Raw genomic sequence first — 11,300 nt, 5'->3', positions numbered from 1 at the left:
CAGCGGTCCCTGGCGGTTGGCCAGCACGACGCCGACCAGGCGCAGGCCAGCGTCGGCTTCATCGTCCACAGGTATCCGCGTATACACCAACGCATAGCAGCGCCCGGCGCTGTCGTGGATCTCGCTGACCACGCCCGACTCGCTCCAGACGAAGCGCGTGGTGTAACCGAAGCTCGTCGCCATGTCCTGCAGCCGCCACAAGGTGCCCTGGGGCGTGAAGCGCAACCAGCCTTCGTCGCTGAGCAGGAACACCGAGTGCGGATCCTGCCGCAATTCCGGGGGTACATCGGCCCAGCGCCCCTGCCACGGTTCGATGCCGCCGCCACGGCGCAGGGTGACCTGCTCGCTGGGGGAATGGCGTTCTTCGCCGCCTGCCAAGGGCCCGAAATGCAGCTGCCTGCCCTGCCCGTCGATCAGCACGGTCGCGTTCTCTTCCATGCGCAACGCGATGCCGTCGGCCGGCGTGGTCCAGCCGCGGCCAAGCACGCCGACGCGAGCATTGCTGGAAAGGTAACCGCGGGCGAATGCGAACGTCGACGGTGCCACCAGCGCGAAATCGGTTTCCGCCGGCAGCAGCTTCACGCCCAGCAGCGGATTCACCGGGCAGCCGGTCGAGGGCTTGCACGACGAAGGCTTGTCCGCCTTGCCCTCGGCGTTGTCCCCGAAAAACACCGTGGTCGAACCGCTGAGGATCTTGCTGCCACCGACATTGTCGTCGATGCGCGCCGCGGGCTTGCCTGCCATGTGGATTCCTCGACTGTACCGGCGCCGGTATCAGCAGTTGATATTGACCAGGGTCGAGAGAATCTCGATCTTGTCCGGCGAAACACGGATAGTGCTGGAACCGCAGACGAGTACGATTTCCTGCTTGGCGGTCAGCCGGATCGAATCGCTGTTGAGAGCGATGCTCTTGCCGTCGATCTGCACTTCGCTGGTCTTCTTCTCGCCTTCGCCGCCTTCGCTGCCGCCGACCGTGAGGCTGTACTTGGTGCCGACCTTGGTGGTCTGGTTCTTGCCGATCTGGCTGCTGAGGTTCTTGCCGACGACCACGTTCATCATGGCGCCGACATTCAGGCTGTAGGCTAGGCCGACGTTGCTCATGCGGGCAATGCCGACCGAATCCATGTGCAGCAGGCCGACGGTCTCGGTCTTCATCTTGCCGACCGTGATCGACCAGTTCTTGCCGATCTTGTCGGTCTCGCTCTTGCCGACCTTCTTGTTGCGGTTCTTGCCGATCTTCAGCGCCTCGTTGCCGTCCACGGTACGTGTGCGGTCCTTGTGTACCGTCAGCGTCTCGTTCTGGTCCACTGTTTCCGTGCGGTTTTTGTGGACCGTGATGGTTTCATTACCGTCCACCGTCTCGGTGCGGTTCTTGTGGATGGTGATGGTTTCGTGGCCGTCGACGGTCTCGGTGCGGTCGTTGTGCACCGTGATGGTTTCGTCGTGGTCGACGGTTTCCGTACGGTCGTGCTTCACGTGCACGGTTTCATCGTGGTCGATGGTCTTGCTACGGTCGTGGCCGACCCAGTGCGTCTCGTCGTTCTCGACTTCGATGTCCTGGTTCTTTTCCGCGTGCAGCCAGACCTGCTCCTCGCCTTTCTTGTCCTCGAAACGGAACGCGTTGGCGTTCTGCCAGGTCGCGCCCATGGACGAGCGCGTGAGAAAGCCGGACTGCGTCGCGTTGGCCGGCAGGTTCCAGGGATGCGGGTTGTTCGTGTTGTAGACGCGGCCGACGATGATGGGCTGGTCCGGGTCGCCGTTCAGGTGATCGACCAACACTTCCTGGCCGACTCGAGGAATGTGCACGCCGCCGAAACCCGTGCCGGCCCAGGGATGCGAGACGCGGATCCAGCACGAGGAATTCTCGTCCTTCCTGCCGTAGCGGTCCCAGTGGAACTGGACTTTTACCCGGCCGTGCTCGTCGGTGAAGATTTCCTGCCCGGCGGGGCCGGTGACGACGGCACTTTCCGGACCCATCGTATGCGGCTTGGGCGTGCGCCGTTCCGGCCGGTAGGGCTGGTCGGTCGGGTGGAATTCCGCAGCAATGGTCAGGCGATGCTCACCGCTGTCCTGGGTTGCTTCGTAGTCGTTGTCGCTGAAATCGTAGTCGGCACCGACGACGAGGTATTCGCGGTTGTAGCCGCCTACGGCATGCCGCTCCAGCGTGAACAGACGGCCCGGTGCCAGGCCGCGGGCACGACCGGCGCCGTGGCTGCGCTTGTGCCCGGACTGCAGCTCTTCCAGGCGTGTACGTGCATACGGGTCGCCCTCGCCCAGGGTCGGATAGCTGCCGGGGTAGTCGAAAATGTCGTAGCTCGCGTGCGGATGCGCGGCGGGGCGGTTGCGCAGCGTGGTCAGGTCGGCGCTGGGCATGACGAAGTTGTAGTCGCGTGCCGAATACCTGCCGCTCTGCACGTTGCCGCCCGCGGCCCAGCCGTGCAGGTGGTCTTTGTCCGGCACGGTGTGGTCGTGCGGGTAAAAAGGGATTTTGGCGTAGCCGGGATACGGGCTGGCCAAGCCGATGTCGTCGGTAAGCACCAGCGTGTGCTCGCCGGCGGAATGATCGAAATAGAACCAGATGCCTTCGTGCTCGAGCAGGCGCTGCACGAAGTTCGCGTCCGTCTCCCTGTATTGGACGCAGTAGGTCCACTGGCGGTAACTGCGGGAGATCAGCCACTTCGTGGGAAACGGATACATCGCCAGCACCTGCTTGACGATGTCCGGCGTGCTCTGGCCCTGGAAGATACGGTAGTCGCTGCGCCGTGTGGCGTACCACAACCAGGGTTTCAGCTGAGCGATGTACAAGTGCTGTTTGCCGCGGCGTCCCGCCGACCGAAAGTGCACGCACTGACCGTTCAAGTGCCGCCGCGCGCCCCCGTCGAGCTCCAGGTCCACCGTGATCGGCCGGCCCAACAGATCGTCCGCGGAAAGCCCCTTTTCGTCGCTTTTCAGCATCAGCTGAAACTCGAACAGCTGAGACAGCGCTTCGCGCCCCTGCAGACTGTCAAAACGAAGCACTTCGGAACCCAGCGGGGTGGTGACGTTCAACGCGCGGTTCATAGCGATTCCCTTCGAAACGGCAAGTACGGGCCAGCAAGGCTCGTGGCGCTGCGCCGCAGCCGCACTCCCAACACCCCAACTGTTTCCCCGCACACAGAGTAGCAAAGGAAATTTAGGGCATTCCAGCGACCGTGCACGGCGTTTCGATGCACTGCTACCAGCGCGCCGCTCCTCTCAACCCGCATCAATTTTCCACATTCTGAACAAAACCAACGAAGTAGTTAGTGTTCGATGCTCGACCGGGAGTTTGAGCCATCGTGGTCGCAAGGACCGCGACGGGCCCTCAGGACGACAGCCAACACCCACCATCGAACGGAATCTGCGCGAAACGCACTCCGCCATTTTCGATGCCATAACACGACAATCGGGTTGTCTCGATGAGGAACCTAACGCCCATCCGGCCGTTTCCGACCCGGTTTCTTAGCCGCTTTGCTGGCTGATTTGCTCGAAGGCTGCGGGGTGGCTTTGACGCCTGCGTCCACGCGCTTGCGGCGCGGCGGGCGGTAGGGTTGCGCCTTGATGCGCTCTTCAAGTCGGACCGCAAAGGCGGCGAAGTCGAACCCGTAAACAGCCACCAGCTCCCGCACATGAAGGATGTCGAGGCCTCGCCCGCCCACTTCCAACGCCGACAACCATGTCTGCGGCCGGTCGACCTTCTCCGCCGCCTCCGCTTGCGACAGGCCGGCTTCAAGCCGCAGGTCGCGCAGCAGCGCCACCAGAGCAGTGTATTCCGGAGTGTGGAGGGACGTGCGCTTCATCCCGGCAGCCATCGGGCGGCCGCCTCTGCGCCGAGAACCAACCCAGTCAGCAGCGCGTCGCGTAGTTCCGGCGGAATTCGATCTTCCGGCACGTCCCGCAGCACCCGCTGCAACTCGACGCGTAACCGCGGCGCAGGGTCGAAACCTGCGGCGCGCGGCGCGGCTGCTTCGGCAACGAAGACAGCAATCCGCTGGATCTCGAAATACATCGACATCGAGGCCGGTGCCCGCTCGTCGCCAGTCAGGGGATCAGCGCCCGGTGGCGTCACGGCGCTGATCCCGTACATCGCGCAGACCACCTGCGGCGTCGAACTCGGCGGAGGTGGCGACCTCAATGCGCGCCACGCGGCAGGAAGTGCGCTCGCCGCGTGTGGCGGCGACCAGATGCAGGTGCGGCGTCTCGGACGAGACGACCGGCGGCGCGTTCTTCGTACCACCGGCACGTCCCGTCCACCCTCGTCACTGCTCAGCAACGCGCCGCCGATCACCGTCTTACGCAAAGAATGAAAGCCCACCGTGCCGTTCGCGCGGCGCGGACCGATCTTGAGCTGCTTCAAGTAGTGCCCAAACCCTTTCGAAATCGCGTTGCCCGTCCCGGCTTTGCTGTCGACCCGCATGCCCGGGAACAGACGCTCCTCCCCGACCTCGCGCAGCCGCTCCACACGCCCCCACAGGCCCCAGCTCGATCAGGTCCGGATGCAGCGGTACGAGGCGCTTGGAAGCCTCTGTTTTGACCATCTGCCCGTCGCTGTCGGTGGTGAACCGCACGCACGGGGTGCCTCCTTCTTTCACGAAGTCCCGCAGATACAGCTGGGCGACCTCGCCAACGCGCGCACCCGTGTAGAGCCCGATCAACAACGCCCAGCGGGTGTGCTCCGTTCCAACCTTTGACAGGTTGATGGGATCGAAGACGCGCTGAAGGGCATCGAGCTCGAACGGCTCCCACCGGAAACCGGCAGCACGGCGCGCGGCCTTCTCCTTTTGCTCATCACGACCACACCCTTGATCGGGTTGGTGCCTTCGAACTTGCCGCGTTTGGCGAGGAACACGAACAGCTGCGCCGCGTGGGAGACCGTGTTTGCCGCGGTCCTCTTCGTCATCGGATTCCCGCCGTCGCTCGGGACGCGCGTGATCAAGCCGTGCGCCCATTCGCCGGCTTGTTCCCGCGTGATCGTGGAAACCGCCGTGGCTTCGCCCAGCGTGGCCTTGAGCGAATCGAACGCCCGTTGGCGCTGCGACCAGGTGTTGGGGTTGAGCGTGGGTGATTCGGATTCGGTGTAGAGCTGGATCGCCGCGGACAACGAAAGGCCTGCGGGCTTCGGGAGAACCGGCGTCGCCGCCGGGACCGGCACGACGGCGGGTGCAGGGGTCGGAGCCGCCATCGGAGGCAACGCGGTCTGCGCGAGCAAGCGCAGCCGCCGAGGGCCGGTTGCAGCTCCACGGGAACGCGCTGCCGGTAGTAGTAGTAGATGCCGTTCCGGGGGCGAACCAGGTGGTGGGCCAGACGCATTTCGGCGCTCCAATGTGTGCGAGGCGCGTGTGCGAGGCGGTGAAAGGCCAGAAACGAAAAAGCCCTTGATTTCTCAAGGGCTTAGACGTGATGGCTGGGAGACTAGGATCAGTTGTACCTAGTGCGAATCCCAGCACCCGTAAGCCCTTGAGCGGTCACAGTTTCCGGCCTCATTTGTGCGAGGCGTTTGTGCGAGCGGGCGGGATGGTACCAGCAGCAGAGATGCCGCCGGTACCCCCATGACCAACTCCAGTCAGTCCTCGTCCGGGGCCAAGATGGTGGCGACCGGTTCGCCGTGGTCGCCCGGCCCCAAAAGCAGGGCCAACCGGGTCAAACGCGGGCGGCGACCGCCCCGCGGCACCACCAGCACTTGGAACTCAACTCGCCCAGAATCGCCCCGGCGGGCTGCCGCTCGGGCGGCCAGCGAGGCCATCCAAAGAACATCCCACAGTCGGCCCGATTCGTCCTGCGGCACTTTCTCGTCGGAGCCCCAGCCAACGCAGGTCGCCCACACTCGGGCGGTGAGCGCGACCGGCACTTTGAACCCTGCTTCCAGCGACATAGCACCGGCGTCCATGAGCACCCCATCGTCCAAGGCTTCGCGGCGGGTGTAGGTATGGATCACGTCATCAGGGGTAAACATGCCTTGCTCCTTATCGGTTGGCTCGGTCCCCGGGCATCGGGGTCCCGATGCCCGGCATGGGCGAACCCCCGCCCGGAGGGAGGCGCGGTCAAGGGAGCGGGCGAACGCCCGCAGGCCCACGGCTGGCGCGGGCTTGAGCAACCGAAGGGAGCGACGACTCGGGCCGTGGGCCGGCCCTTGACCGGGGAAGCCGAGCGCGAGGGCTGTTTCTGCCTGCTAGCGGTGAGAGAACGCCCACTGTCTTACCAGACATGCCTTGGGGATTCTTCGTCGGGACGTTTACTACTGAACTTGCCCCCGGCCAGTTATTCTGATTCGAGATTCCGATTGCAGCCCGGCCGCAAAAGTACCAGGGGATTTAATGGACCAGCAATGGCTAGAAATGGCTGCTCTGCGCCGCCGCAGGCTCGCCCGAGATGCGTGGATACCCCTATACCGGTACCGAACTACCGAAAGCGGCCAGCGAGGGCATGCGGGCTATACGGAAGATGTTGAATCCGTTTACTCGCTCGCCTTCCCAACAGGCCTCCGGCCCAAAGGCGAGCAACTGACATGGCAGGACGTCGATGCCGGTTCGGGCCCTACCATCGACGATGAAACCTATACGGAAACCGGCAAACGACGGTTTTACGATGAGGACGAGACCGCTCTGGAACTCGTACTGATCCAAGAGTATTCGGGAGCCGAGAGCGTTTGGCATGTCCACCAAGATTTGGTCATGGCTTTGCGCGTGGTAAGAGAGGGAAACGTCTGGGTCGCGCCGGAAGAAGGTTTCGAGCAGGTTATTCGCCTGATGACCGACCAGAACGGCGCGCCCGAAGGGATCGAGATACGTTCCGAGGCCCTGCGGGACTACCTGTGCGCTCGAAACATGGCATTGCGACTGTTCAAGTTTCGCATCCGCCAGTGCGTCGAAACGAAGGCCGACATCGTCAATTGGCCAGAAACTCCCCACGAGATCGAGGACGAGCACGGACGTTTCGTCGGTATGGCCCATGAAATTTTCGAGGGCGGCATGCCGGTTGGTCGCAGCGTCGCGGTATTCAAGATGTGGCGGACCGACGACATGGATAGCGACGTGCCGTTGCTGGGCGAAGAAACCGAAGAAAACACCGATGGAAAGACATGGGGCGTTGAACAGAGCGGGACGACCCTTCATCAATACTCTGGAGAAAATTTCAGCGCCGAATGGATCGAACCGGCCGCCGGCAGCAGGAGGGTGCGCGGGGACAAGGTGCCCTCAGCCGTCAGCTTCCTCATCGAAGCTGATGGGACGTTGGCGAACGCGGACGATCTCAACGATGAAGACATTGGCCGCTGGCTCTGGTTCAGCCCTACCGTCGTTCTAGAGGTACTTGCGCAGAAAGGCTCATCCTTAAAATGGCATTCGCAGGACACCGCCAGTCTGATGATGAGTTCTGGCGAGCGTGTTCACTTCGGGATGAATACCATAGGGAACGTTACGGTCTACGCTCATGACGTTGCCCGCCTCCCTGAGTGGCAGAGGCGCCTGTGGGCTGCCAGGAACGTTTCGCCCGAAGGCGGTGTGAGCGAAGAGCTGGTTTCAGCGCAGGTTCGCACGGAACCGGCCGAAACCAAGGCTCCCGAAGCCGAAATCCTAGATCTCATGAAATGGGTCGATGAAGGCTGTCAGGCACGATACGGGTTTGCGCTGTTCCGCCACCGCTCCGACTTGGCCGAACTGGTCGCTGCAACGCACCGCTTCAAGGCCAGGGACCACACCTCGCTGCTTGCGCTCGCCAAAAATGTCGCTCGGCTTACAGCCGACCTCTTTGACGAAACAGCATTGAAAAAAGCCCTCAACACTGCCAAGGACGACAAGAGCCGTTCGTTGAAACTCGTGGAACGGCTGCTTGCCCTTGACGTGGGCGAGGAAAATGCGTACGCCCTGCTCACTCCGCTTTCGGGAATTTACGACCTGCGGTTATCGGATGCTCACCTGCCAAAAAGCGACTTGAGCGATGCATTCTCCCGCACAGGAATCGATGCAAGTGTGTCGTTCTACCATCAAGGGCTCCAGCTCATGAGCGCATGGGCGTCGTCCTTGCTTTCGATTGGCAAGGTAATGCATCAGATACCACTCTGACCACAAAGCCATCACAACGTGCGTCTCTGACCCGCAGAATTTTCGGTCTGCTCCGCCTTCTTATCGATCGCGCCGCCGACCGCAGTCTTCATACGAGTGGCCCAGCATGCTGATGGCAAAGACCCGGGCGGAAGGACTAATGAGGCCTGTGGGGGCGCTACATCGCGCCCCGCTCCGCCAGCGATACGGTGGCTCCGGCACCGACGATCAGGTGGTCGAGCAGCCGCACGCCGACGAGCCGGAGCGCGTTCTTCAACTCCTCGGTGATGAGCAGGTCGGCCGAACTGGGTTCGCAAACGCCCGAAGGGTGGTTGTGGGCCAGCACCGCAGCGCCGGCGTTGACGTCCAAGGCGCGCCGGACGACCTCACGGGGATGCACCGCCGTGCCGTCGAGCGTGCCGCTGAAAAGCCGGTCCACCGCCAGGATGCGGTGGCGCGTGTCGAGCCAGAGGACGTGAAATTCTTCGTGGACCAGATGACCGATTCGCAGGCGCAGAAACTCGGCGGCGTCGCGGGGTGTTTTGATGGCGCCCTGGCGTTCGAGCCTGAGCCGCAGGATGTCTTCCGCGGCGGCCAAAATGTCGCATTCGGCGACGGGCGTGCGCTGGCGTTGGAATCGGTAGGTGCCGTCGAGTTGGCGGATGAAGCCCATGTCGGTTCTCCGCGGCGCGAGGGGGTGCGCCGGTGAGTTCCGGCAGCCCCGTCGAACCGAGGGACGCGCACGCGCAGCGGCGAAACACCGTGGAGCACACACCCGTGTTGCGCTTCCCGCCGACGGGGCGAAGCTACTCACCGTCGTGCGCACTCCTGGTCCGCGTGGAACGGACACTGCCCCACTCTTCAGTCGGAAAATTCCGATGCTCGAATGCGGCGCCTTCCGGACTCGCTGCCATTGCAACTGCGGCAAACTGCCGGGGTTCCTAGGCCGCGGGCACGCGGTGGGGGAGGTCTTGTACGGCCTAGATTTCGACTGGAAGGCCGACTGCGGCAAGGTGCGGGGCTGCCTGAACACGCGGGACTCGTAGCGAATCCGGGAACGGGGAACGACGCCCGGGTGTTCGGCAACTGGCGCTACCACGGCATCAACGTGGAAGACACCGCCTGCGAAGACTGGAGAAAGCGCGTTTACTCCTCTCGAATGCGGCCAATGTCCCGCTAACCAACCGCAAAAGCCATTCCTTGCCAGCGTTATACGAAGCGTTTTTGGAGATGGCCGCCCGAGCGTTGCTGCGGGTGGCGCGGTCCGACGCAGTGGCTTGGCTCTGGAAGGACTCTGGGTTTCAGATGCTTGCCATAGACCACGAGGAGCCGGAGGCGGGGCTCGCTCGGATCAAGCGACTGAAGCCAACGACGCTATTAGGAATCCGAGGCGGGCACCTTTAAGCAAGGGCCGGCACATCGATCTGCAGATAGTCGATGTCGAGATTAAATTCCGAGCGAAGGCGTGTAAGGAAGCGATCTGTGATGCCATCCAATGCGGGCTCTCCGACGGCCACCAACTTTAACGGCTCCAGACCGCCCGTACGGAAGCCGTATTCGAGCAACTGACCCATAGCTTGGCGGACCACCTCGGCGGCGGTGTCAGCAATCTTGATTTCGTAGACCTGCCAGCGTCCGTCGGGACGCAAAGCGACAGCATCGGCAAAACCGCCGGTCCCTGTCGCGAATTCGGTCCAAACTCTCGCCCTACCGAACTCCGACACCAGGGACTCGAACAAAGCCGAGAGCAAGATGTTGTGCCTCAGCACCAGGATGCGCGTAGCCTCGGGCAGGTGGGCAACTGCCTGGGCCGCTCGGGGCCGGTGTCCGGGCGGGACGCTGGGCGGGAGGATGCGCGCATTCAGCTGTTCGATCACAAACCAGGGGAACATGTTTCGAGCGAGATCGTCATCAAAGATTCCCGCCCTGTCGAGGTGCATCGTCAATGCCCGAGCGCGAGCCGCCCAACTGTCCGAGCGAGGCATAACAAACCCAGTGTGCTGGACAAACCAGTCCAAAGCCCGAGTGTGCCGGCCCCCATCCACGGTCGTGTGGTAGAGGACAGGATGTACGCCAGCAAAGGCACGGGCGATTAGCAATCGCGGCACCTTTTCGATGCGCCCTTCGGTCTTCCAGCCTTCGAAGCGTTCTACGGTGCGGTCGAAGTTCGCCGGGCTGCCATCCATGTGGATGTCGCGGATGACCTGGATGAGCTCCTCTCGCATCCGATCTACGGTTTCGTAGCTGAGCATTCCCTGTCCGCCGCTGCTGATGGAGTTTTCCTGAGTCCGCCAGACGGCTACGAACGCATCTTCGGGTCGGTTGTCCTTCATTGCCCGTGCAATGGTTGCCACCGCCTTGCGGTAATCCGGCAACCATCCGGTCTGGAACCACGAACTGGGGTTAACACACCCCTGGACGAAAATTCGTGCCTCATCGTCAAGCACGGCCGACGAAACAGGGAACAACTCGTCGGGCTTGTCCACCGCCGTACTCGCTGGTGAGTCGAACTGTCTGACGGCGCGTGGCAAAGGCTTTCCTTCCAACCGCGCCCGCGCAGCCTCCACCGCAATGGGTGAGAACTCGGTCGGGAAACGGTCGATGATGGACTCGAAACTGAGTTCCTGAAGACCCGCTTCTTCGAGCACTTCGTAGCCCGTAGAAGGTTTACGGGTCAGCACCATTCGTTCGGCTGCGGCCAGCACGCCGTGTCGCTCCAGCATCTGGCGGGTCCGGTTCGCGCGGAAGGTGCGGCCCTTGAGCCGACTTTGCTCGTCCTCGTAAGCGTACAGAGCGAGGGCAATGGCTTGCTGGGCGGGGCTGATGTAGCCCTCCTCTGCAGCCTTAAGTTCGCTGGCGCGCTGCAGGGCTTCTGCTTCCAGGTCCGGACGCCCCAATCGCTTTGCGTTCGCCGCAAGGTTGTGGGCATCCTGGGGCGTCTTTAGGCGTGCGATGCGTTCGTCCATGGCCTGGCCACCTGGTGTACAAAAAGTCTTAGCGACGCCGAATGAAAAAGGTTTGAATAAAAAAACAGCCTCGCCGGATCATCTTGCGCTGCGTCAGTTACCTGTTAGGTTGTGACTGCCCTCACTGCTCCGTCCCGTCAATGCTCTTCCCTCCGCATAGCTCTCAACCTCATTGCCTGCCGGCTTCGAATCGCTTGCCGCATGGGACGATGAGATGGCTGCAGCCAATACCGCCACAGCCCGGATCGCTTCATGAGCGCATGCAACGTTGGAGTAT

The 11,300-nt window shown here is 62.7% G+C and carries 9 protein-coding genes; 1 reads left to right on the top strand and 8 read right to left on the bottom strand.

Going from position 1 to position 11,300, the window contains the following annotated elements:
• From DFR29_RS29360 to DFR29_RS21460, 6 genes are all read right to left on the bottom strand, one after another.
• The coding region (locus tag DFR29_RS29360) for a DUF6531 domain-containing protein (RefSeq protein ID WP_243746136.1) at nt 1-744 on the bottom strand (744 nt) is incomplete at its 3' end.
• 30 nt (nt 745-774) lie between these two features.
• Complete coding sequence (locus DFR29_RS21480; RefSeq protein WP_133820701.1) at nt 775-3,060, bottom strand: type VI secretion system Vgr family protein; 2,286 nt, start codon at nt 3,058-3,060, stop codon at nt 775-777.
• 386 nt (nt 3,061-3,446) lie between these two features.
• A complete protein-coding gene (locus DFR29_RS21475) occupies nt 3,447-3,818 on the bottom strand; it encodes a helix-turn-helix domain-containing protein (protein ID WP_166654259.1) in 372 nt (123 codons plus the stop codon).
• Entirely contained in the window at nt 3,815-4,480 is a 666-nt protein-coding gene (locus DFR29_RS21470; protein ID WP_166654258.1) for a site-specific integrase, read from the bottom strand. Before DFR29_RS21470 ends, DFR29_RS21475 begins: the two co-directional genes overlap by 4 nt.
• A gap of 189 nt (nt 4,481-4,669) precedes the next feature.
• Nucleotides 4,670-5,227: a hypothetical protein gene (locus DFR29_RS21465; RefSeq protein ID WP_133820698.1), complete on the bottom strand. Its 558-nt coding sequence runs from the start codon at nt 5,225-5,227 to the stop codon at nt 4,670-4,672.
• A gap of 354 nt (nt 5,228-5,581) precedes the next feature.
• Entirely contained in the window at nt 5,582-5,971 is a 390-nt protein-coding gene (locus tag DFR29_RS21460) for a DUF6573 family protein (protein WP_133820697.1), read from the bottom strand.
• A 361-nt stretch (nt 5,972-6,332) separates the two neighbouring features.
• On the opposite strand from DFR29_RS21460, the gene DFR29_RS21455 reads away from it, so the two are divergent.
• Nucleotides 6,333-8,078 (top strand): hypothetical protein, encoded by a 1,746-nt coding sequence (locus DFR29_RS21455; RefSeq protein WP_133820696.1) that lies wholly within the window; start codon nt 6,333-6,335, stop codon nt 8,076-8,078.
• Between the two features lie 157 nt (nt 8,079-8,235).
• Here DFR29_RS21455 and DFR29_RS21450 read toward each other — a convergent pair whose 3' ends face one another.
• Together DFR29_RS21450 and DFR29_RS21445 are read right to left on the bottom strand one after the other, a co-directional pair.
• The gene (locus DFR29_RS21450; RefSeq protein WP_133820695.1) at nt 8,236-8,730 is read right to left on the bottom strand and encodes a JAB domain-containing protein; all 495 of its coding nucleotides are present in this window, start codon (nt 8,728-8,730) and stop codon (nt 8,236-8,238) included.
• A 727-nt stretch (nt 8,731-9,457) separates the two neighbouring features.
• Nucleotides 9,458-11,023 carry a hypothetical protein gene (locus DFR29_RS21445; RefSeq protein ID WP_133820694.1) on the bottom strand — a complete coding sequence of 522 codons (1,566 nt, stop codon included), beginning with the start codon at nt 11,021-11,023 and terminating at the stop codon, nt 9,458-9,460.
• Between the last annotated feature and the right edge of the window lie 277 nt (nt 11,024-11,300).

Origin of the sequence: Tahibacter aquaticus, from assembly GCF_004363655.1 — a bacterium.
Lineage (GTDB): Bacteria > Pseudomonadota > Gammaproteobacteria > Xanthomonadales > Rhodanobacteraceae > Tahibacter > Tahibacter aquaticus.
The sequence above is the reverse complement of the archived record's forward strand: the minus strand, read 5'-3'. Positions and strand labels throughout refer to the sequence as shown.

Excerpts from the sequence above, each read along its gene's own strand:
- DFR29_RS21475 (WP_166654259.1), bottom strand. The coding sequence starts at position 3,818 with ATGAAGCGCACGTCCCTCCACACTCCGGAATACACTGCTCTGGTGGCG.
- DFR29_RS21460 (WP_133820697.1), bottom strand. The coding sequence starts at position 5,971 with ATGTTTACCCCTGATGACGTGATCCATACCTACACCCGCCGCGAAGCC.
- DFR29_RS21455 (WP_133820696.1), top strand. The coding sequence starts at position 6,333 with ATGGACCAGCAATGGCTAGAAATGGCTGCTCTGCGCCGCCGCAGGCTC.
- DFR29_RS21480 (WP_133820701.1), bottom strand. The coding sequence starts at position 3,060 with ATGAACCGCGCGTTGAACGTCACCACCCCGCTGGGTTCCGAAGTGCTT.
- DFR29_RS21450 (WP_133820695.1), bottom strand. The coding sequence starts at position 8,730 with ATGGGCTTCATCCGCCAACTCGACGGCACCTACCGATTCCAACGCCAG.
- DFR29_RS21445 (WP_133820694.1), bottom strand. The coding sequence starts at position 11,023 with ATGGACGAACGCATCGCACGCCTAAAGACGCCCCAGGATGCCCACAAC.